At 69.2% G+C, this 22,245-nt stretch carries 17 protein-coding genes; 11 read left to right on the top strand and 6 right to left on the bottom strand.

Annotated elements, in window-relative coordinates; all coding sequences use genetic code 11:
* Nucleotides 1-274: 274 nt before the first annotated feature.
* The gene (recA, locus tag EUC46_RS06700) at nt 275-1,486 is read left to right on the top strand and encodes a recombinase RecA (RefSeq protein WP_128773412.1); all 1,212 of its coding nucleotides are present in this window, start codon (nt 275-277) and stop codon (nt 1,484-1,486) included.
* Nucleotides 1,486-1,983 carry a regulatory protein RecX gene (locus EUC46_RS06705; protein ID WP_128773413.1) on the top strand — a complete coding sequence of 166 codons (498 nt, stop codon included), beginning with the start codon at nt 1,486-1,488 and terminating at the stop codon, nt 1,981-1,983. The genes recA and EUC46_RS06705 overlap by 1 nt, the downstream gene beginning before the upstream one ends.
* A gap of 73 nt (nt 1,984-2,056) precedes the next feature.
* Here EUC46_RS06705 and EUC46_RS06710 read toward each other — a convergent pair whose 3' ends face one another.
* On the bottom strand, nt 2,057-3,925 hold the full coding sequence (locus EUC46_RS06710) for a phosphoenolpyruvate carboxykinase (GTP) (protein ID WP_128773414.1): 1,869 nt from the start codon (nt 3,923-3,925) through the stop codon (nt 2,057-2,059).
* A gap of 268 nt (nt 3,926-4,193) precedes the next feature.
* On the opposite strand from EUC46_RS06710, the gene EUC46_RS06715 reads away from it, so the two are divergent.
* The gene (locus EUC46_RS06715) at nt 4,194-5,918 is read left to right on the top strand and encodes a formate--tetrahydrofolate ligase (protein ID WP_128773415.1); all 1,725 of its coding nucleotides are present in this window, start codon (nt 4,194-4,196) and stop codon (nt 5,916-5,918) included.
* A 92-nt stretch (nt 5,919-6,010) separates the two neighbouring features.
* On the opposite strand, the gene EUC46_RS06720 is transcribed toward EUC46_RS06715, so the two are convergent.
* The 4 genes from EUC46_RS06720 to gcvP all read right to left on the bottom strand — a co-directional run bounded on the left by EUC46_RS06720 (nt 6,011) and on the right by gcvP (nt 11,309).
* A complete protein-coding gene (locus tag EUC46_RS06720) occupies nt 6,011-6,484 on the bottom strand; it encodes an RpiB/LacA/LacB family sugar-phosphate isomerase (RefSeq protein ID WP_128773416.1) in 474 nt (157 codons plus the stop codon).
* A gap of 115 nt (nt 6,485-6,599) precedes the next feature.
* Nucleotides 6,600-6,989: a glycine cleavage system protein GcvH gene (gcvH, locus tag EUC46_RS06725; protein ID WP_128773417.1), complete on the bottom strand. Its 390-nt coding sequence runs from the start codon at nt 6,987-6,989 to the stop codon at nt 6,600-6,602.
* 91 nt (nt 6,990-7,080) lie between these two features.
* Nucleotides 7,081-8,319, bottom strand: coding sequence for a glycine cleavage system aminomethyltransferase GcvT (locus EUC46_RS06730; protein ID WP_128773418.1), 1,239 nt, complete (start codon nt 8,317-8,319; stop codon nt 7,081-7,083).
* Entirely contained in the window at nt 8,316-11,309 is a 2,994-nt protein-coding gene (gene gcvP / locus EUC46_RS06735) for an aminomethyl-transferring glycine dehydrogenase (protein WP_241655442.1), read from the bottom strand. Before gcvP ends, EUC46_RS06730 begins: the two co-directional genes overlap by 4 nt.
* 171 nt (nt 11,310-11,480) lie before the next feature.
* Here gcvP and miaB point away from each other — a divergent pair, with 171 nt between their 5' ends.
* On the top strand, nt 11,481-13,175 hold the full coding sequence (miaB, locus tag EUC46_RS06740) for a tRNA (N6-isopentenyl adenosine(37)-C2)-methylthiotransferase MiaB (RefSeq protein WP_128773419.1): 1,695 nt from the start codon (nt 11,481-11,483) through the stop codon (nt 13,173-13,175).
* 30 nt (nt 13,176-13,205) lie between these two features.
* Here the strand turns inward: miaB and EUC46_RS06745 are convergent, their stop codons facing one another.
* On the bottom strand, nt 13,206-14,207 hold the full coding sequence (locus EUC46_RS06745; RefSeq protein WP_241655443.1) for an FAD:protein FMN transferase: 1,002 nt from the start codon (nt 14,205-14,207) through the stop codon (nt 13,206-13,208).
* Between the two features lie 132 nt (nt 14,208-14,339).
* Here EUC46_RS06745 and EUC46_RS06750 point away from each other — a divergent pair, with 132 nt between their 5' ends.
* From EUC46_RS06750 to EUC46_RS06780, 7 genes are all read left to right on the top strand, one after another.
* Nucleotides 14,340-16,181 carry an FTR1 family iron permease gene (locus EUC46_RS06750; RefSeq protein WP_128773421.1) on the top strand — a complete coding sequence of 614 codons (1,842 nt, stop codon included), beginning with the start codon at nt 14,340-14,342 and terminating at the stop codon, nt 16,179-16,181.
* Nucleotides 16,182-16,278: 97 nt separating this feature from the next.
* On the top strand, nt 16,279-16,890 hold the full coding sequence (locus EUC46_RS06755; protein ID WP_128773422.1) for an iron transporter: 612 nt from the start codon (nt 16,279-16,281) through the stop codon (nt 16,888-16,890).
* 164 nt (nt 16,891-17,054) lie between these two features.
* Nucleotides 17,055-18,293: a DUF2318 domain-containing protein gene (locus EUC46_RS06760; protein WP_241655444.1), complete on the top strand. Its 1,239-nt coding sequence runs from the start codon at nt 17,055-17,057 to the stop codon at nt 18,291-18,293.
* 52 nt (nt 18,294-18,345) lie between these two features.
* Nucleotides 18,346-19,635, top strand: a complete 1,290-nt coding sequence (locus EUC46_RS06765; protein WP_128773424.1) for an ABC transporter permease — start codon at nt 18,346-18,348, stop codon at nt 19,633-19,635.
* A 35-nt stretch (nt 19,636-19,670) separates the two neighbouring features.
* Complete coding sequence (locus EUC46_RS06770; protein ID WP_164918769.1) at nt 19,671-20,876, top strand: ABC transporter permease; 1,206 nt, start codon at nt 19,671-19,673, stop codon at nt 20,874-20,876.
* Between the two features lies 1 nt (nt 20,877).
* On the top strand, nt 20,878-21,639 hold the full coding sequence (locus EUC46_RS06775; protein ID WP_241655445.1) for an ABC transporter ATP-binding protein: 762 nt from the start codon (nt 20,878-20,880) through the stop codon (nt 21,637-21,639).
* Nucleotides 21,636-22,226 (top strand): FMN-binding protein, encoded by a 591-nt coding sequence (locus EUC46_RS06780; RefSeq protein WP_241655446.1) that lies wholly within the window; start codon nt 21,636-21,638, stop codon nt 22,224-22,226. Before EUC46_RS06775 ends, EUC46_RS06780 begins: the two co-directional genes overlap by 4 nt.
* The last annotated feature ends 19 nt before the right edge of the window (nt 22,227-22,245 follow it).

The following is a 22,245-nucleotide window of genomic DNA, read 5'->3' on the forward strand; positions in this document are numbered from 1 at the left end:
TGTTGACAGTGTTAACAGCGTTAGTTGACGGCCGAGGGCGCCGGCGGCGCTAGGGGGAACACGCTCGGCACGAGACTCGCTTTCGAACACGTGTTCGGATACTGTTCTCCACGGATGACGTGCCGCACCTGCTTGTCCACAGGGCTCGCTCGGGCGCGGTGAAACATGTCAGTGGTCCGGCATACCGTCGTCTGCGAGCCCCGGAGAGGGGACCTCCGCCCCAGGACCAGCCATGCCCACCGCGGCCGCAGCCGCCAAGAACCGAGGTAGACCGATGCCCCAACCCAGCCAGTCACAGGACCGCTCCAAGGCTCTGGCCACCGCCCTCGCCCAGATCGACAAGTCATTCGGCAAGGGGTCCGTCATGCGCCTGGGAGACGACACCCGTCCACCGGTGTCCGTCATCTCCACCGGCTCCGTCGCCCTGGACGTGGCCCTGGGGATCGGCGGGCTGCCCCGCGGGCGCATTGTGGAGATCTACGGCCCGGAGTCCTCCGGCAAGACCACGGTTGCTCTTCACGCCGTCGCCAGCGCACAGAAGGCCGGGGGCAACGCCGCCTTCATTGACGCCGAGCACGCCCTGGACCCGGTCTATGCCAAGGCCCTGGGGGTGGACACCGACAACCTCCTGGTCTCCCAGCCTGACACCGGTGAGCAGGCCCTGGAGATCGCCGACATGCTCATCCGCTCAGGTGGCCTGGACATTATTGTCGTCGACTCCGTGGCCGCCCTGGTGCCCAAGGCGGAGATCGAGGGGGAGATGGGGGACTCGCACGTCGGCCTCCAGGCCCGCCTCATGAGCCAGGCGCTGCGCAAGATCACCGGGGCCCTGTCGGCCACCGGAACCACCGCCATCTTCATCAACCAGCTGCGCGAGAAGATCGGTGTCTTCTTCGGCAACCCGGAGACGACCACCGGTGGCAAGGCACTGAAGTTCTACGCCTCGGTGCGCATTGACGTGCGCCGCATTCAGACCCTCAAGGACGGGGATCAGCCCGTGGGCAACCGCACGAAGGCCAAGGTGGTCAAGAACAAGATGGCCCCGCCCTTCAAGCAGGCCGAATTCGACATCCTCTACGGCCAGGGCATTTCCCGGGAGGGCGGACTGCTGGACCTGGGCGTGGAGAACGGCGTAGTGCGCAAGTCCGGCGCCTGGTACACCTACGGCACTGATCAACTGGGGCAGGGCAAGGAGAACGCCCGCGCCTTCCTCAAGGACAATCCCACCCTGGCCGATGAAATCGAGGAGAAGGTCCTGGCCGTCCTCGGAGTAGGGGAGCCGGGGCGCCGTGCCCGCGAAGAGGCCGCCCGGGAGGCGGAGGGCGAGGCGGCCGCGCCCGCTGCCACCGACGCCGGGCCCGCCCGGTCGGCGAAAACAACCAAGGCCACTAAAACCAGGGCCACCAAGACCACCAAAGCCAGGGCCAAGAAGAACACCACGGCCGAGCTCGACGTGGCCTTCGGTGAGGACGCCGGCGGGTTCTAATGCCCTGGCTGACCCCAGATGCTCACACTCAGGCGGTTGAGGCGGCACGTGAGATCGTCTTGCGCCGCCTGGACCGCTGCGCCGCACCGCGTGCCGCCCTGGCTGAGCTCCTGGAGCGTAGGGAAGTTGACCCACGCGTAGCCACCGAGGTCCTCGACCGGCTCGAGGCCGCCGGGGTGATTGACGACGACGCCTACGCCACGACCCTGGCCCGCACCCGCTTCGCTGAAAAGGGCGCAGCGCGGCGCGCCATCGCCGATGAGCTACGAGTCAAGGGCCTGGGGGAGGGGTCGATCGCTGCGGCATTGGCGCAGATCGACCCTCAAGACGAGTACGAGGCCGCCCTGGCCCTGGCTCGCAAGAAACTCGCAGCGACCCGGGGCCGGGAGCCATTGGTGCGCTGGCGCCGCACCGCCGCCCACCTGGGCCGCAGGGGGTACTCGCAGTCAGTGGCCGCGGAGGTCATTGAGCGGGCGCTGGCGGAGGAGAGCGCCTGAGTCAATCGGCGACCGGCCCGGCGCCCCCCGGGAGCCGGGCCGGCCGTCATCTTCAGGGCTGGTTCTCCCACGTTCAGGGCTGGTTCTCCCACGCGGCGTCCAGGGCTGCCGACACGCGGCGGTGAGCCTCCCAGATCTCCTCGGGCAGGCCTTCGAACTGAGACAGATGCTCCTCGCGCAGCACCATTTCCTGACGCCAGCGCCTCACGTCAATGGTCAGTAGCCGCTCCAGGTCCCCCCGGTCGCCCTCGAAGCCGGCGAGGTTGAGCTCCTCGGCCAGCGGCAGGACGCCCACCGGGGTCCGCCGCCCGGTTGCCCGGCCCTCCTTGAGGTCCATGAGCCACAGCAGGGCCCGCAGGTTCTCCCCGTAACCGGGCCACAGGAAGTGACCGTCCTCGGTGTCGCGCTGAAACCAGTTGACATGGGCGAAGATCGGCTGATGCTCGGCCCGCCCCAGGGTGGTGAGCCAGTGACGGGCGTAGGCCCCCTCGGGGAAGGACATGAAGGGGCGCATGGACATGGGGTCATAGCGCAGGCGCCCCTCGGTGCCCTCGGCGGCGAAGGTCGCCTCGGCGCCCAGCGTCAGACCGTCGTAAACGCCCTCGGCCAGATCGGTGATGGCGCGGACAAGGGGCTCACGGTCCCGGCAGCGCCCACCGAAGATGATTGCGTCAATGGGTACCCCCTCGGGGCGCTCGTAGTCGGCGGCGATATTGGGCACCACGGACAGGGGGGCGGTGAAGCGGGAGTTCTTCTGGGACCACAGGTCCTCGTCGGCCCCGGAGCGCTGGCGCTCTAGGGGGCGCTCGGAAATGAGCTCGTTGCGCCAGTCGCGCCAACCGGTGACATCCTGCGGATAGTCGGGGGTCTTGCCCTCCCACCACAACTCGCCGGTGTCCTCGTGATGGGCGACATTGACGAAGAGCGTGCCGGTGCCCGGCCCGACCGCCCTCATCGCATTCGGGTTCGACTCCCAGTTGGTGTCCTTGGCCACGCCGAAGGTGCCGTACTCGGGGTTCATGCCGTACACGCGCCCGTCAACCGGGTCGACGCGCAGCCAGACAATGTCGTCGCCGTAGAAAAAGACCTCGTAGCGTTCCCCCAGGGCCGCGGGCGGCAGCATCATGGCCAGGTTGGTCTTGCCGGAGGCCGAGGGCATGCCGCCGCAAATGTGGTAGGTGCGGTCGGTGGCCCTGTCATGGATGCCAATGAGCATGAACTGCTCGCCCATGAACTCCCCGCTCATCCACCCGTCGTAGGAACTCTGGCGCAGGCCGTGGGCGATCTTGCCCAGCAATGCGTTGCCGCCGTAGGCCGAGCCGAAGTGGAGGATGGTGCGCTCGTCGGCCAAGGTGGCGAACAGGCGCTGGTCGTGGTCCGTTCCCTGCCCCAGGTTGTCAAGGTCCCCAGTGACGTGGACGGCGCGCACGAAGGTCTCGGGCTTGACGTCCACATTGAGGAAGCGGGCCCCCACGCGGGCCATGCGCAGCATCTGGAGGACCACGATCCGGTTATCACTCAACTCCACGCCGCGGGCCCAGGCGGCCAGTGGACTGTCGGGGGGCGCCATGAGGTAGGGCACGACATACATGGTTTTGCCCGCGTAGGCGTTGCGCATGCGTTCGACCTGCTCGGCGCGCACCTGGGCGGCGTCGCGCCAGTTGTTGTACACCCCCTTGTCCTGGGGCCTGTGGGTGGCCACCACCGTGCGCTCCTCAGAGCGGGCGGTGTCCTTGGGGTGGGAGTGGGCGAGGTAGCGGCCCGCCCCGGCCTCGATCATCTCACCGGTTGCCAGGGCCTCGGCGACCAGGCGCGCGTCGGAGTCGGAGTCAATGACTTCAATGCGGCCGGGGTTGAGGATCTGCACCCATTCGTGCACGAACTCATGCACATAGGGGTTGGTGAGTCCTGCCCTGGTCAGGACGTGGGTGGCATAGGTCATGATGCCCTCCTTGTGATGGCGCAACGATGGTGTCCGCAGCGGTGCGGTGTCCGGGCGGTGGGCTATCACCGCATTGGGGACGGGATGAGAACGGCCTCAGCCTAACCGAGAATTCGGATATACGAAATACTGAGAATCACCTGTGTAACTGGTGGCGTGAGGTTCCGGTGAGAGGGCGGGCGGACGGCAGGTGTGAGGCGCCCGAGGAGTGCTCCCGGCAGGCGGGCGGTCCGCCGGGGGAGCGGAGGGCGCTCGGTAGGCTCCCTCTATGAGCGACTTCCGTGCCGACACAGACACTGCACCCGCCGTCGACTCCCATGAGGGCGTCGACCTTGTGGCTCTAGCCGCTCACGCGGGGATTGGCGCCGAACATGTGGTTCCCCATGGCCGTGACGTGGCCAAGATCGACCTCGGCGCGATGATGCGCGCGCCCGACCAGGCGCGCGGCTCGCACTACGTCGTTGTCACGGCCATGACCCCCACCGCCTTCGGGGAGGGCAAGACCACCACCGCCATTGGCCTAGTCCAGGGCCTGGCGCGTCGGGGTCGGCAGGCGGTCCTCACCTTGCGCCAGTCCGCCATGGGCCCCACCTTCGGCATCAAGGGCGGGGCCGGGGGCTCGGGGCGCGCCCGGGTCCTTCCGGCAGAGCGCATGAACCTGCACTTGACCGGGGACTTCCATGCGGTGACCGCCGCCCACAATCTACTGGCGGCAATGATCGACAACCACCTGTATCACGGCAACGCCCTGCGCATTGACGAGCGCACCATTACCTGGCCGCGCGTCCTGGACGTCAATGACCGCGCCCTGCGCCACATTGTCACCGGGCTGGGGGCCAAGATCGACGGCGTCACCCGTCAGGCCTCCTTCGACATTACGCCGGCCAGTGAGGTCATGGTCATTCTCTCCCTGGCCACCTCCCTGGCCGACCTGCGTGAGCGCCTTGGGCGCATTGTCATTGGCCAGGACCTCGAGGGGGGCTGGGTCACCGCCGAGGACCTTGACGCCGCGGGGGCCATGACAGCCATTGTGCGCGACGCCCTGGACCCCAACCTCCTGCGCACCGGGGAGGGGGAGCCGGTCCTGGTCCACACCGGGCCCTTCGGCAACATTGCCACGGGCTGCTCGTCGATTATTGCCGACCTAGTGGCCTCAGCCGGCACCGCCGACGGCGGGTACGTGGTGACCGAGGCCGGTTTCGGGGCCGACATGGGCCTGGAGCGGTTCGTCGACCTCAAATGCGCCGTCTCCGGCCTCAAGCCCGCAGCGGCTGTTGTGGTCGTGACCGTGCGCGCGCTCAAGGCCCACTCCGGACGCTTCCAGGTGGTTGGCGGCAAGGAGTTGCCGGCCCGCATGCTGGAGGAGGATCTGGACGCCGTGCGCGCCGGTGCCGCCAATCTGCGCAAACACCTCCAGATCGTGCGCGACTTCGGCCTGGAGCCGGTGGTGGCCGTCAACGTCTTTCCCACCGACCACGCCGCGGAGATTGACGAGGTGGTTCGCATTGCTCGGCAGGAGGATGCGCGTGTGGCCGTCTCCCATCCCGTCACCAAGGGCGGAGCGGGGTGCCTGGAACTGGCCGACGCCGTCGTTGAGGCCTGCGGCCGGGCGAACGGCACCGTCACGCCCCGGTATCAGGCCCAGGACGACCTGCGCACCAAGATCGCCAAGGTCGCCTCCATGTACGGCGCCGAAGGCGTCGACTACGCCCCGGCGGCCTCCCGCCTCCTGGACGCCTACCAGCGCGACGGTTACGGGCACCTGGCCGTGGTAGTGGCCAAGACCCCGCTGTCGCTGTCCGCGGACCCCGCCCTCAAGGGCGTGCCCACCGGGTGGCGCCTACAGGTGCGCGACGTGCGCCTGGCGGCTGGTGCCGGCTACGTCTACGCCATCTGCGGGAACCTATCAACCATGCCGGGCCTGCCGAGCCGCCCCGCCGCCGAGCGCATTGACGTCGACGTGGACACGGGCGAAATCCTCAACCTGCGCTAAAACCTGCGTTAAGGCCGGACCCCGGGCCGGCGTCCAGCGCATGGCGGGTCGTGGACGCGCGCCCCGGTGCGCCGCCCGGGCCCCGCTCGCGGTTATAGGCCCAGGTCCGCCAGGGGCACGAGGTGGCGGTTGCTGATCTCCTCAACCTTGGCCACACGACGCCGGTACTTGGGCTGGTCCAAGAAGTCGGTGGTCATCCACACCCGCACAATCTCCCCGGCAATGGCCGAGCCAATGATCTTCCCTCCCAGGCACAGCACATTGGAGTCGGTGTGCTGGCGGGCGAGCTGGGCGCAGAAGGGGTCCTGGCACACCACCGCGGTCAGCCCGTGCACGCGGTTGGCGATGAGGGCCGAGCCGTAGCCCACCCCGTCAACGAAGATGCCCCGCTCGGCCTCTCCGCGGGCCACGGCCAGGGAAGCAGGGTAGACGTGGTCGGACAGGTCGGCGGCCTCGGTGCCCGGGGCGCCGAAGTCCTGGGTGGTGTGCCCCTGGGACTCCAGCCAGGCGGCGAGCTCCCGCTTGAGGGCGTATCCGGCGTGGTCACTGGCGAGTGCGATATGCATGTGACGAGCCTAACGCGGCAACAGTCCGCTGTGGTGGGCTTAGCGCAGCCGATTGCGCCGCCCGCGCTCGAGAGGGCGCAGGCAGCGCGGCGTGCCGGGGCGGGCCCCGGCACGGTCAGCCGGTGATCTCGGCGTCGAAGCGCTCGGCGTACTCCTGGGCGCTGAGCAGCTCTCCGGCCTGGCTGACCTCCACAGTGAAGAGCCAGCCCTGACCGTAGGGGTCGGTGTTAATAATGGCGGGATCGTCGATCACCGCGTCATTGACCGCCGCCACCCGGCCGGTCACGGGGGAGTAGATGTCGGAGACGGCCTTGGTGGACTCCAGTTCGCCGCAGGGCTCGCCGGCGGTCACCTCCGAGCCGACGTCAGGCAGGTCGACGAAAACAACCTCCCCCAGGGCGTCGGTGGCCACGGCGGTCACGCCCACGCGCGCCGGGGACTCGTCGTTGATCCACTCGTGCTCCGCGGAGTAGCGCAGGGCCGCGCGGACAGGTTGTGCGGGCATGGGGTTCCTCTCTGTGGTGCCGCCTGCGGCGGCGCGGTCAAGTTTGGGCGCAGTTCGACAGTTCAGCAGTTCAACGGTGCGGGGCGCCGTTTTAGCGGGTGCGCTTGTAGAAGGGGGCGGCGACGACGCGCATGGGCAGATGCCGGCCGCGCACATCAGCGCTCAGCTCGGTGCCCACCGGCCAGGCGGGCTCCTGCGGGGAGTAGGGGGCCAGCAGCGCCAGGGCGATCGGGTGGCCCAGCGTGGGGGAGAGCAGTCCAGAGGTCACCACCCCCAGCTCGGTGCCATCAGCCCCCACGACGGGGCAGCCCGCCCGGGCTGCCCGCCGGCCCTCACCGGCCAGGGCCACCAGGACGCGGGTTCCGGGCCGCCCCTGGTGCTCCGCGCGGGCCACCAGGGCGGGCCGACCCACGAAATCAGGCTTGCTCAGGGCCACAACTGATCCCAAGGAGGCGTCGAAGGGGGTGAGTTCCGCGCTGAGCTCATGGCCGTACAGGGGCATGCCGGCCTCCAGGCGCAGGGAGTCGCGGGCGGCCAGCCCGCAGGGCGTGAGTACGGCCTCGTTTCCCGAGGCTGGGGCCAGGGCCGCGGCATTGCCTGAGATGACGTCCCACAGGTCCTCGGCGTCCTCAGCGTTGCAGAAGACCTCGAAGCCGTCCTCACCGGTGTAGCCGGTGCGGGCCAGGAGCACCGAATGCCCCGCGGCCGTGGCCCGCACTGCCGCGTAGTAGCGCAGCCGTGCCAGGAGCTCATCGCCGCACAGGACATCGGCGCCGCAGCCCTCCGATGCCCGACTGGCAGCCGGGCGCAGGGCCGCGGGCATGGCCGCGCCGGACTCCACCACACCGCGCAGCACCTCCTGGGCGCGGGGCCCCTGGACGGCGAGCAGGGCCGTGGACAAGGACAGGTCGGCGACCTCGCAGTCAAAGCCCTCACTGCGCACCATGAGCTCGGCGGCCACGCGGTCGCGGTTGGAGGCATTAGGGACCACCAGAAGTTCCTCGTCGCACACCCGGTAAACGATGAGGTCATCAATAACGCCGCCGGAGGCGTCCACGATCATGGTGTATCGGGCCCGCCCCACGGCCAGGGTGCCCATGGCGCCGGTCAGGGCGTGATCCAGCGCGGCCAGGGCGCCAGGGCCGCTCACGCCGATCTCACCCATGTGGGACAGGTCGAAGATGCCGGCGCTGGAGCGCACCGCCCGGTGCTCGGCTATGTCCGAGGCGTAGCGCAGCGGCATCCGCCACCCGCCGAAGTCGGTGAAAGAGGCGCCCAGGCGGGTGTGAACGGAATGCAGGGGGGTGCGGTGCAGCGAGACGGGGGTCATGAGTCCTCCGAGGCGGTGGTGGGGGCGTCGTCGGCGATATCAGTCGGTGCCGGGCAGGTGCACGTGAGGTTGCGGTCCCCCCAGGCGTTGTCAATGCGGGCCACAGGTGCGAAGTACTTGTCCCGCTCCATGCCCGGCAGGGGGAAGGCCGCCTGAGCCCTGGTGTAGGGCCGGTCCCAATCCTCGGCGGCCACCTGGGCCAGGGTGTGCGGGCTGCGGCGCAGCATTGAGTCCTCCAGACTCACGGCCCCGCGCTCCACCTGGTCAATCTCAGCGCGGATGGCGCGCATGGCCGCCACAAAGCGGTCCAACTCCTCACCGGGCTCGGACTCGGTGGGCTCAACCATGAGGGTGCCGGCCACCGGGAAGGACAGGGTCGGGGCGTGAAAACCGTAGTCGATGAGGCGCTTGGCCACGTCCTCGGCCGTGACGCCGGTGTCCCTGGTGATCGGGCGCAGGTCCAGGACGCATTCGTGGGCCACCAGTCCCCCCGGGCCGGTGTACAGGGTGGGGAAGGCGTCGGCCAAGCGACGGGCGAGGTAGTTGGCGTTGGCAATGGCGCTTAAGGAAGCTGTGCGCAGGTCGGCGTCATCCATGAGGGCCAGGTAGGACCAGGCCAGGGGCATGACCCCGGCCGAACCGAAGCGGGCCCCCATGACCGGTGGCGCACTGAAACCGGCGTCCGGGTCGCCTTCGCACGGCGGTGCCGAGTCGCGCGGCCCAGCGGGCAGGAAGGCGGCCAGGTGCTCCTTGACGGCCACCGGCCCCACCCCGGGCCCGCCGCCCCCGTGGGGGATCGCGAAGGTCTTGTGAAGGTTGAGGTGGGAGACGTCGCCGCCCAGATCTCCAGGTCGCACCAGCCCGCACAGGGCGTTGAGGTTAGCCCCGTCAATGTAGACCTGGCCACCGGCCTCGTGCACCAGACGCGTGACCTCCATGACCTGCGGCTCGAAGACGCCGTGCGTGGAGGGGTAGGTGAGCATAATCGCCGCCACCCGCTCCCGGTGGGCGGCAAGCACGGCGCGCAGGTCCTCGACGTCAATCGAGCCGTCAGCAGCGGTGGACACCACCGCTACGCGCATTCCGGCCCCGGCGGCTGAGGCGGCGTTCGTGCCATGGGCGCTGGCCGGCACCAGGCACAGGTCGCGCCGGTCTTGACCCACCGAGCGCAGGTAGCCGCGAATGGCGAGCAGGCCGGCGAGCTCGCCCTGGGCTCCAGAGGCGGGTTGGACACTGACCCGGTCATACCCCGTCAGCGCGGCCAAGCGGTCGGAGAGCTGGGTGAGCATGAGGCGCCACCCGCGCGTCTGGCGGGCCGGGGCCAGGGGGTGGATGCCGGCCAGGGCGGGCTCCAGCCACAGGGCCGATTCAATGGCGGCGTTGAGTTTGAGGGTGCACGAGCCCAAGGGGATCATGGTGCGGTCCAGGGCCAGGTCCCGGTCGGCCAGGCGTCGCAGGTAGCGCACAAGAGCCACCTCGCTGTGGTAGGTGTTGAAGACCGGGTGCGTCAGGTAACTGCTGGTGCGCCGCAGCGACTCGGGCAGGCCCAGGCCGCCAGAGCCCGAGGCTCGCCCGCCGGTGGGCCTCCCGGCGCCGGTGGCTGCGGTCGAGGACGGGGCGGCCAGGGCGGCGACCACGCGCTCGACGTCAGCCGGCGTCGTCGTCTCGTTGGTGGACAGGCCCACATGGTCCTCGTCCAGCAGGCGCAGGTTGTAGCCGGCGGCCTCGGCTCGGGCCACGGCCTCCCGGGCGCCCCCGGGCAGAACAACGCTCAGAGTATCGAAGAAGGCCTTATGCTCGACCTCCAGCCCGTGGGCGCGAAGTGCGACGGCAATGCCCACCGCCTGGTCGTGAACGTGCCGGGCAATGCGCTCCAGGCCCTCGGGGCCGTGGTGGACGGCGTAAAAAGCGGCCACCACGGCCAGCAGCGCCTGGGCTGTGCAAATGTTCGAGGTGGCCTTCTCCCGGCGGATGTGCTGCTCGCGGGTCTGAAGGGACAGGCGGTAGGCCTGGGCGCCCTCGACATCGCGAGAAACACCCACAATGCGGCCCGGCACCTGGCGGGTCAGCCGGGCGGTGACCGCCATGAACCCGGGGTGGGGCCCGCCGAAGAACAGGGGTACGCCCAGGCGCTGGGCACTGCCCACCACAATATCGGCGCCCAACTCGCCGGGCGCCTCCAGGAGCGTCAGGGCCAGGGGATCTGCGTCCACGGCCACCAAAGCGCCGCGGGCATGCGCGGCCTCAATGGCGGGCGCCAGATCGGCAATGGCGCCGCGCGTCGTCACCTGTGCCAGCACCGCGCCCAGCAGTGGGCCGTCTCCGGCCGGGCCGGGCTCACACAACTGCGCCGCCGTGGCCACGACCACCGGGATCCCCACGGCCTCGCAGCGGGCCCGGGCAACCTCCAGGCACTGGGGGTGCAGGCCGGCGTCCAAGACCACCGCCCGCCCGCGAGCCCCACGGGCAGCACGGGCCATGAGCAGGACGGCCTCGGCCACGGCGGTGGCTTCGTCCAGCAGTGAGGCGCAGGCCACCGGCAGGGCCGTCAGGTCGCAGACCATGGTCTGGAACAGGAGCTGGGCCTCCAGGCGCCCCTGGGAGATCTCGGCCTGGTAGGGCGTGTAGGCAGTGGTCCACGCCGGGTTGCCCAGCACATCACGGGCGATCACCGCCGGGGTGAGCGTGGGGTGGTAGCCGCAGCCGATCATCTCAATGTGGGGGTCGTTGAGGGCCGCCAGCCGGCGCAGCGCCTCGCGGGCCTGCTCCTCCGACAAGCCCCCTGCGGCCGCCGTCGGCTCGCCGGGCCCCGGCGCCGGGAGCACGGGCAGCCCGGATGGCAGGGCCGCGGCGGCGAGCTCCTCGAGGTCGGTAACGCCCAGGGCCGCCAAGACATGGGCGCCGGCGCTCGCCGCGCCGGCAACATGCCGAGTGACGAAGGGGGCGTGAGGAGTGGCGCGTCGTTGGGCCATGGAAACCTCCAAGGTCATGGTTCGGCTGGCATCATATGGTCAAGGTGAGCGCCGACACGACCCGGTGCGGCAGCGCGCCCGCTGATGATCGGGGGCGCGGCGGGGCGGCCGGCCGGGTGACATGTTGCACCCCCTGCCGTGGGCCGGGGGGCCGGGACCGGGTCCGGGGGCGCTCTAGGATGCACCTTGATGACGCCGACGCCCTACGCACCTTCTCCGGCCACCGCGGTGCCGCTGTTCTCAGGCCGCACGGGCGTGCGCACCTACCATGTGCGCACCCTGGGCTGCCAGATGAACGTCCACGACTCGGAGCACATGGCGGGGCTCCTGGAGGAGGCCGGGTATCGGCGCGCCGAGGAGGTCCCCCAGGCCGCCGCCCGGGCCACACGGGCCGGGGACGGCGGGGCGGACGTGGTCATCCTCAACACCTGCTCGGTGCGTGAGAACGCGGCCAATCGGCTCTTCGGCAACCTCGGCCAGCTGGCCGAGGTCAAGCGGCAGCGCCCCGGCATGCAGATCGCCGTCGCCGGGTGCCTGGCCCAGCAGATGGGGCGGGGGATTGTGGAGCGGGCCCCCTGGGTCGACGTCGTCTTCGGCACCCACAACCTCGACGTGCTGCCCGCCCTGCTGGAGCGGGCTCGCCACAATGCGGCGGCCGCCGTGGAGCTGGAGGAGTCCCTCAAGGTCTTCCCCTCCACCCTGCCCACCCGCCGCGAGTCCGTCTACGCCGCCTGGGTGTCCATTGCCGTGGGCTGCAACAACACGTGCACCTTCTGCATTGTGCCCTCCCTGCGGGGCAGGCAGCGCGACCGGCGCCCCGGGGAGATTCTGGCGGAGATCGAGGCCGTCGCCGCCCAGGGGGCCATAGAGGTCACCCTGCTGGGCCAGAACGTCAACTCCTACGGCGTCGGATTCGGCGACCGCCGCGCCTTCGCGAAACTCCTGCGCGCCAGCGGCGCCGTGGAGGGCATTGAACGAGTGCGCTTCACCAGCCCACACCCGGCGGCCTTCACCGACGACGTCATTGAGGCCATGGCCTCCACGCCCACCGTCATGCCCAGCCTCCACATGCCCCTGCAGTCCGGATCCGACACCATCCTGCGGGCCATGCGCCGCTCCTACCGGGCGAAGCGATTCCTGGGGATCCTGGAGCGGGTGCGGGCCGCCATGCCGGAGGCCGCCATCAGCACCGACATTATTGTCGGCTTCCCCGGTGAGACCGAAGAGGACTTCCAGGCCACGCTCAACGTGGTGGAGCAGGCGCGCTTCGCGTCGGCCTTCACCTTCGAGTACTCCCCGCGGCCGGGCACCCCGGCCGCCGACCGCGACGACCAGATCCCCGCCGAGGTGGTCAAAGACCGCTACCGGCGCCTGGAGGAGTTGGTGCGCCGCATGACCCATGAGGAGAACGTCAAGCAGGAGGGGCGCGTCGTCGAGGTGCTCGTGGCCCAGGGGGAGGGCCGCCGCGACGCTGCGACCGCGCGCATCTCGGGGCGGGCGGCGGACAACCGCCTGGTCCATGTGGCCCTGCCCCAGGGCCTATCCGCCACGGACTACGCCGGCGGCGCCCCACGGCCGGGGGACATGGTGAGCGCGCGCGTCACTCACGGCGCCCCCCACAACCTCATTGCCGACTCGGCCCTGTGCGGGGCGGTGAGCGCCGAGGCGCTCGCGGCCAACGAGGCCCGGCCCGCGGGCGACCGGGTGTGGTACGACGACGGGCCGGCCCTGTTCGCAGTGCGTCGCACCCGGGCCGGGGACGCCTGGGAGCAGGCGCAGGCGCAGGCCCGTGCCGCCCCGGAGCCCGACACCGCGCCGGTGCCCATTGGCATGCCGACCATCCGCGTCGGTGCGCCGAGCGCAGGCGGTCGGGTCCAAGGGTGAGACCGGGCGCGATCTGACCCCGGCATGCGGCTAGAGAGCACGCTCGCCCGGCCCCGCGGGGGGCCGGGCAGGCGGGTGCGGCGCCTCCCGGGTGAAGACTTCCCCGAGCCGGGGGAAAGTGCGGCTCATGGCCGCGGTGCCGTCTGAGCGCAGGAGCACGAAGTCGAAGCGGAAGCCGGCGGCCACTAAGTCCTGCGGTGGGGTCATGAACAGCGCCGTGGCCAGGCCGTCGGCCTCGGCGCCCCGGCGGGCCACGGTCCAGGAGGCCAGCACGCTGCTCGTGGGCTGCCCGGTCAGGGCGTCCAGAATGTGATGGAGTCCATTGCCCCAGGCGCGGTGACTGATCCCCGAGGCGCACACCGCGCCCTCAGTGAGTTCAACCACCCCGACAACACGATCCTCGGCGCCCGGCTCCTCCAACCCGATTCGCACCGGCTCGGCCGAGCGCACCACGACATCCCCCGAGGCGTCCACAATGTGCTCTGTGACGCCGCTGCCATCTAGAAGATCGGAGACGAGGTCGGCCAGTGCCCCCTTGCCCACAGCGCCCACGTCCACCAGCGCCGGAGTCTCCAGGCGCAGGAGGTCGCCGTCGTGGTGCGCCGACGCCGCCCAATTCATGGTTTCCGCCGGAGCGTCCAGGCGGCGGAGGTTTCCGTGGCGCACCGTAAAGGAGTAGGCGGGGTCGTAGCCGAGTTCGACCAGCCGGGCGCCCACCAGGGGGTCAATGCGCCCGCTGCTGGCGGTGTGGAGGCGGTCGTAGAGGTCGAGGATCCGCCCAGAGCCCGGTGGCAGGTCGAGGAGCGCCGGGCCGGCGCCGAACTCACCGCGGGCGGCCCGGCTGACCAGCGAGTCGGGGCGGAAACGTGACCAGGTCCGCTCGAAGGAGGCGACCAGCTCTGCGACTCCCCGACGCAGGGGGGCGCTCAATGGCGCGGGGGAGCGAATAGTCCAGGAGGCGCCCGTGGCGGGGAAGGAGCAATGCCCTCGCCAACGCCCGGGGCGGGGAACCAAGCCGTGTTTCTGACGCACTGTACTCCTTTCTGTGAGACCGGCTCCTCTCACAGCGTAGATGAGCCTATCCTTCTCGATATAGGCGAGCCTCATGTGTCTAAAATAAGTGTCTGTCGTTCCAGCGTCATCGACGTGCGAAAGAGTCCCCGTATGCCCTCTCACCACACCCCCGCCCGCGTCAACCCGCCATACCCGGCAACGCGGGCGATCACGCTGGTCGCTTTGCTCCTGACCCTCGTGTGGGTCGTGTGCTCGGTCCAGCCGCAGGCGCATGCCTCCGACACTGACACCGACTACGGCACCTGGAGCGAGGTGGCCCAGGCCGTCAGTGATGAGCTCAACTCGGCCCTGGAGGACTACCGGCAGGGGGACAGGGCGGGCGCCGCGGCAGGGTTCCAGCGCGCCTACAACTCCGACTACGTCGCCTCCAACCTCGCCAAGGTCACCTCCGACCGCCTGGGGGAGGAGACCATGGCCGAGCAGCGGGACGCCTTCTCCGCGCTGCGCTCCTCGGCCTACGCCGCCGGCAACGAGCAGACGATCGCCGACGGCGTGGCCGATCTAGCCACCTCGGTGGCCAACTCGGCCACCGAGCTCGACGCGCTCACGGACCTGTCCTCGCCCCGGGACTACGCCGCCGAGCGCGCCGCCACCATTGCCACCGAGCGGGCGCAGCTCCAGGCCAGCCAGACGCAGGTCAACGAGGGGCGCGGCGAGCGCACATGGAGCGATATTGCCGCGGAGATGACCACCCTGATTAACCAGGGCTATGACAAGGCCGTCGCCGGCGACGGTGAGGCCGGTGCGGCCCTGGTCAATCAGGCCTACTACGGCTACTACGAGAAGCTCGGTTTTGAGAAGACCGTCATGGCGGCAATATCCGGGGACAGGGTCTCTCAGGTGGAGAACCAGTTCAAGGTCGTGCGCAAAGCCATGCTCTCCGGGGCCGACCCCTCCGAGCTCAAGGCCGATGTCGATTCCCTGACCACCATGCTCGCCGATGATGCCGCGACCTTGGACGGCGGCGCCGCCGCCGACGTCAACCCCATTAAGGTCTTCCTGTCCGGCTCCTTCGGCCAGGCCCTCCTCATCCTGCTGCGCGAGGGCCTTGAGGCGATCCTCGTGGTGGCCGCAATCATCGCCTACCTCATTAAGGCGGGGATGAAGAACCGCGTCAAGCAGATCTATATCGGCATTGTGCTGGGCCTGATCGCCAGCGGCATTGTCGCCGTCCTATTCGCCTGGCTCTACAACTCCGCCTCCGCCCACCAGGAGGTCCTCGAGGGGGTCGTGGCGCTGGTCGCCATGGTCATGCTCCTGTTCACCAGCAACTGGATGCTCTCAAAGGCCTCGGTGGCCTCATGGAACGCCTACATCAAGGACAAGACCGAGGCCTCGATATCCAATGGCGGGGTCTGGGCCCTGACCTCCCTGTCATTCCTGGCCGTCTTCCGCGAGGGCGCCGAAACCGTCATGTTCTACGAGGCCCTTTTCGCCATGGACCCCGGCGGCTCGGCCAGCATCTGGCAGGGCTTCGGCGTGGGCGCCCTGGTGCTCGTCATCGTCTTCCTCCTCATCCGGTTCACCTCGGTGAAGATCCCCCTGCGCCCCTTCTTCGCGATCACCAGCGCCATGATGGCCGTGCTCGTGGTGATCTTCGCCGGAGGCGGCGTGCATGCGCTGCTGGAGGGCGACATTGTTCCAGCCACCTATATCGAGGGCGTACCCACCTACGACTACCTCGGTATCTACCCCTACCGGGAGACCCTTGGCGCCCAGGCGGTCATGGCCGTCATTGTCATCGTTTTGTCAGTGGTCTCCCTGGTGCGTCACCGCAGTGCTGACAAGGAGCGCGCCCGGGCCGCGGCCGCCGAGGAGCCGGGGGTGCCCGCAGAGGCGAAGGAGACGAAGGAGACAACAACAGCGGGGGCCCAGGCGTCCGTCGAGGCCGCCCGGCCTGAGGCGGAGAGGGCGGCCGAGCCCGCTGACTGAACCCGCCACCATCACACATCTTCCCGACCAACGGCCGGAAGACCCCGGCCCCGCGCCGCCCGACGCGGGGCCCCAGCCCCGACACGGAAGGAATCCCATGCGCATTCACCTTAAACTCGCCAGCACCATTGGCGCCCTCGTTCTTGCCGGAGCCCTGGGCCTCGCCGGCTGCTCCAACTCCTCAAGCCCCACCGACTCCGCGTCCGCCTCCAATGCCGCAGACGACGCCGGCTCCGGCTTCCAGGAGTTCCCGGTGGGAAGCGACCAGGAGGCCGAGGGGCAGATCAACGTCGCCGTCGTCTACTTCCAGCCCGTTGACATGGAGCCGGCGGGCATGGGTCTGGCCGCCTCCGAGGCCTCCTTCCACCTGGAGGCCGACATCTCCGGCCTGGAGGGCAACACTCTGGGCTACGGCGTCGGCGACTTCGTCCCCGGCCTGACGGTGGAGTACAAGATCACCAAGAAGTCCGATGGCTCAGTGGCCGCCGAGGGCACCTTCATGCCGATGAACGCCTCGGACGGCCCGCACTACGGCGGCAACATCGCCCTGCCCGATGCCGGGGAGTACACCCTGACTCTGATTATCCACAGTCCCGAGGAGAACGGCTGGATGCTCCACACTGATGAGGAGACCGGAGTCAAGGGTAGGTTCTGGACCGAGCCCATTGAGCTGAGCTGGGACTGGCAGTACACCCCCACCGAGTGGTGAACCGGGACTGAGTCCTCGCCTCAGCTGCCCAGCGGCCGTCGGCGCCCAGATACCCTCCGGGCGCCGACGGCCACCTGACATCCAACCGGCGGGCCCGCCGCTCGCTGCTCTCTAGGAAGGACTTAATCCTCATGCTGGAACGTTATGTCGCGGTTGTCGGAGGGATGACACTGCCGTTCCTGCTCCTGGCCGCCCTGGCTGTTGTCCTGAACCCCGCAGTGCCCCAGGGCTGGCCCCGCGCCTCCCGCTGGCGGGCCGGGTCGGTCCTCGTCGGCCTTCTGGCCGGAACCGTCTTCGCCATCCTGCGCGCCACGGCCGTCCTCACCCAGCGGACCATGGTCAATATCCCCACCCTCATCGCCTGTGTCATTGCCGATGCCCTTCTTATGGTGGTTCTGGCGCTCAATGTGCGCCGCCGCTCATGGGGGCTCGAGGGACGACTGGCGGCGGTGACCAATGCGAGCGCGTGCGCCGCGCTCGCCCTGGCCTTCTTCCGGGCCGTGCCGCAGACGGTCCTCCAGCTCACCGCCTTCATTGAACCCGGCGAATCCACGTTCTCCTCCGAGATGCTGATGCGCCTGCTCGGATTCCTGCTGGGGTGGGCCGCCATTGCCGTCCTGGCCTTCACCTACTACCGGGCGTCGCGGCGCGCCCCGGTCTGGCTCACCCGCCTGGGCGTCCTGACCCTGGGGATCATGGTCCTGCTCTTCCACCTCACCGAGCTGGTCGCCACCTTGCACTCCGTCCACCGTGTGCAACTCAACAGCACCGCCTTCCGGGTCATCACCTGGCTGACCAACAACTCCCAGGGAGTGGTGCTCATAACGGCGGCCGCACTATTCCTGGTGCCGCTCGCCGCCGCCTTCCTGGCGGCCCTCGGGCGGGTCCCCGACCAGCCCAATCCCGCCCGCCGTCGCGCCGTCGTCTCGAGCCGCCGGCGCACACGCCGATGGGTCATGGCCTCCGCCATCGGCTTCGCCGCCCTGGTCGCCACCCGTACGATCGGCGTCGCCAAGGCCAATGAGGTCCCCACGCTGTCCGACCCCGAGCCCTACACCCTCGACGACGACCTCGCCCGCCTGCCCATTGACATCCTCCAGGACGGGCATCTGCATCGCTATGCTTACACCGCTTCGGATGGAGTGGAGGTGCGCTTCATCGTCGTGCTCAAGAACGGGGGCGCCTACGGCGTGGGCTTGGACGCCTGCGAGAACTGCGGCCCCTCGGGCTACTACGAGAAGGACGGCAAGGTCATCTGCAAGCGCTGCGACGTGGCCATTAATCCCGCCACCATTGGCTTCAAGGGCGGGTGCAACCCCATCCCCCTGGACTTCGACGTCGACGGCGGGGACCTGACCATCCGGGTCGCCGACCTGGAGGCGGCCTCGAAGGTCTTCGCATGACCCGCCCCACCCGCGCCCACAACCCGAGCCCCGCTGCGCAAAGGCCCCGGTGATGTTCTTCCTCCGCCTCATCCAACGATCCTTCGCCCGCCAGATCCGCCGCCGGGCCCTCATTGTGCTGACCGTGGCCCTCAGCGCCTCGGTGTCGGTGGCCATGCTCGGGGTGGTCCTCGACGTGGGCGACAAGATCAACGCCGAACTGACCACCTACGGCTCGAACATCATTGTTCAACCCCGGGCCGAAGGCGTGGTGGCCGACCTGTACGAGACCGGGGAGGACTCCGAGGCCACGGCCTTCCTCGACGAGGCCGAGGTCGCTAATGTCAAAACCATCTTCTGGGCCTACAACATTGTTGACTTCGCCCCCTCCCTGACCGGGCACGTCACCGTCTCCGCCGCGGGAACCACCCTTCAGAACACGGCGGTGACCGGGACCTGGTTCAATAAGGAACTCGCCCTGCCCACCGGGCAGGAGGTCGTCGCCGGGGTCTCGACGCTCCGCTCATGGTGGACCATGGAGGGGGCCTGGCCCGCCGACGACGCCGATGAGGCCATCGTGGGGACGACGCTGGCCCAGGAGCTGGGAGTCGCCGCCGGGGACACCCTCACCCTGACCACCTCGACGGGCACCTGCACTCTGACCGTCACTGGTGTCTACACCTCCGGCGACCAGGACGACACCAGGCTCTACACGCCGCTGGCCGTGGTGCAGGACCTCACCGGCCGCCCGGGCAAGGTCGAGCAGATCGAGGTCAAGGCCCTGACCACCCCGGAGAACGACCTGTCCCGCAAGGCCGCCTCCAACCCGGCGGCCCTGTCCTCCGCGGAGTGGGAGACCTGGTACTGCACCGCCTACCCCTCCTCCATCGCCTACCAGCTCGAGGAGGTCATTACCGGCTCGGTGGCCAAGCAGGTCCGCCAGGTCGCTGCCGTCGAGGGGCAGGTTCTGGGCAAGACCCAGGCGCTCATGATCCTCATGACCGCCCTGAGCCTGGTCGCCGCGGCGCTGGCGGTGGCCTCCCTGACTACCGCCTCACTGGTGGAGCGCACCGGCGAGTTCGCCCTGCTCAAGGCCATTGGCGCCTCATCGGCCTCCATTAACCGGCTCATCCTGGGCGAGACCTTCGTTATCGGGGTCGCGGGCACGATCCTGGGCGCCGCCATCGGCTCAGGCCTGGCGCAGCTCATTGGACGAGTCGTCTTCCAGTCCGCCATCACCATGCGCCCCATGGTCTTCGTCCTGGTGGTTGTGCTCATCGCCCTGGTCCTATTGGCGGCAACCGCTTCCTCAATGCGGTCCATCCTGCGGATCCAACCAGCCACAGCCCTGCACCGGAGGTGAGACGAATGCCTGCAACCACGCCCAGGCGCCGCCCTATGACCAACAGGCGCATGTTCCTGACCATGCTCGCCGGGGCCGTGCTCCGGCGCCGCTCCCGGGCACTGGCGGCGCTCCTGTCCTCCGCTGTGGGGGCAGTCACCCTCTTCAGCCTGGCGGCGATCTGCCTGGCAATCCCCGCCCAAATGAGCGCCCAAATGCGCCAGTTCGGCGCCAACCTCATTGTTGTGCCCTATTCCGAGGACGCCACCGGTGCGCGCATTAGCCCCCAGTCGGCCCAGGCGGTCACCCAGAGTGTTGCCGAGGCTTTGGGCGTCAGCACTGAGGAGCTGAAGACGGCGACCTACCGCTATGAGACGGTTCGCATCAATAAATCCCCTTACCTGCTGGCTGGAATCGACGTGGAGGAGGTCCACTCCCTCAATGGGCACTGGTCGGTCCAGGGGCAGTGGCCCACTGCGGGGCGCGTCCTGGTGGGGCTGGATGTGGCTGAGGCTGCGGGCCTGTCAGTGGGCTCGACGGTGAGCGTGGAGTACCTCTCCAGCGACAACCTTCAACTGGTCTCCTCCGACGGGGAGCAGGACCAGGACTCCGCCCCCGCCGGTCAAGCCCAGTGGCGGGTGGCCGGCATTGTGGACACCGGCGGCAAGGAGGACGGCATCATTTACGCCCTCGCCGAGGACGTCAACGCCCTTACCGGGGTCTCCGACCCCGGCTACGACATTGTGGAGTACTCGATAGACACCTCGGCGGTGCCCATGGACAGCGTTGTGGAGGCGATCCAGGGCGTCGATAGCGCTGTGAGGGCCGAACCGGTCGCCAAGATCACCAGCGGCGACACCCGCATTATCACCATGCTCAACACCCTGTTCTGGGTGGTCTCGCTGGTCGTCCTGGCCCTGACCCTGGTCGGGGTCTCCACCACCATGACCGTCGTGGTCTCCGAGCGCCGCAACGAGATAGGCCTGCGCAAGGCACTGGGGGCCTCCAGCGCCGCTGTGAGCCTGGAGTTCTACTCCGAGGCCGCCGTCCTGGGGCTGGTGGGCGGTGTGATTGGTACCGCAGTGGGGCACGCCCTGGCCGTGGCCGTCTCCACCGAGGTCTTCGACTCCGCGATCGGGTTCAACTGGTGGCTGGCGGCGATCTCGGTGCTGCTGACCGCCCTGGTGGCCGTGATCGCCTCCTACGCCCCAGTGCGGCGCGCCGCACGCATTGACCCCGCGATCGTTCTGCGAGAGGAATGACATGCTGCTCGAGCTCTCCCATGTCTCCAAGATCTACGGCGACCTCCACGCCGTGGACGATCTGAGCCTGTCGGTGCCGCGAGGCCAATGGCTCTCCATTGTGGGCTCCTCCGGGTCGGGCAAAACCACACTCATGAACATCATTGGCTGCATGGACACCCCGTCCACGGGCACCGTCACCCTCGACGGGCGCGAGCTCGGGCGGCTCAACGCCTCTCAGCTCACCCAGATCCGCAAGAATGTTATTGGCCTGGTCTTCCAGCAGTTCCACCTGGTTCCGCACCTGACGGCCGTAGAAAACGTTATGGTCGCCCAGTACTACCACTCGATGACCGACGAGAAGGAGGCCCTTGAGGCCCTGGAGGGCGTAGGGCTGGGAGAGCGCGCCCACCACCTGCCCTCCCAGCTCTCCGGCGGCGAGCAGCAGCGCGTGTGCATTGCCCGAGCCCTGATCAACCACCCCGAGCTGGTGCTGGCCGACGAGCCCACCGGGAACCTTGACGAGACCAACGAGCAGCTCGTCCTGGACATTTTCTCCCGCCTGCATGAGCAGGGCACCACCCTCATTGTGGTCACCCACGACGCCCATGTCGCCTCCTGCGGCCAGCGCCAGATCCTCCTCAACCACGGGCGCCTGGTGGGGGAAAGGCTTAATGAGGACGGGCAGGGCCGCGGCGAGGCGAACATGCTCGACCTGGCCTCGGTGCAGACCAGTGAACGCCAAGAACCCTCTGACGAGGCGAACCGGGAGGAGCCACGGTGAGTGGACGCAGCGAGCCACAGCAACCAGGGGGCGCGGATCGGGGCGGCAAGGGCCGGGTCCGCGCGACTCGCGGCGGCACCGCCCGCGCCGCCGCAGCACTCACCGGCGTCGTGCTCTCGGCAGTCGGGGTGGCCGCATGCGGTGGCGGGGAGGTCACCCCCGGGGATGACGAGTACGCCGGGCGCCCCCAAGACAGCCAGTCCCCGGCCGCTGAAGTCGCCCAGGGCGCCGCCACGGGCGCGCCACCAGCGCCCACGGGCGGTCCCTATGCAGATGGATCCTTCAGCGCCAGCGAGTCCTACGGCGTCGTCGACGACCTCATTGAAGAGGACTCCATTGATGTCACCGCCACGCTCAGCGGCGGAGTCATTACCGACGTCTCCGTGACCGGGCACGCTCTGACCTCCACCTCCCGGGACCATCTGACAGCCTTCATCCAGGAGATTGAGGGGGCTGTCGAGGGGCGCAGCGTCGAGGACGCCCACGTCACCGCCCTGGCGGGCGCCTCGAAGACCTCTGAGGCCTTCAACGACGCCATAGACAGTATTGCCGAGCAGTCCCGGGAGGCCGCGGCCGCCTCATCATGACGGCATCATGACGGCATGG

The sequence above is a fragment of the Actinomyces oricola genome (assembly GCF_004104015.1).
Taxonomy (GTDB): Bacteria; Actinomycetota; Actinomycetes; order Actinomycetales; family Actinomycetaceae; genus Actinomyces; species Actinomyces oricola.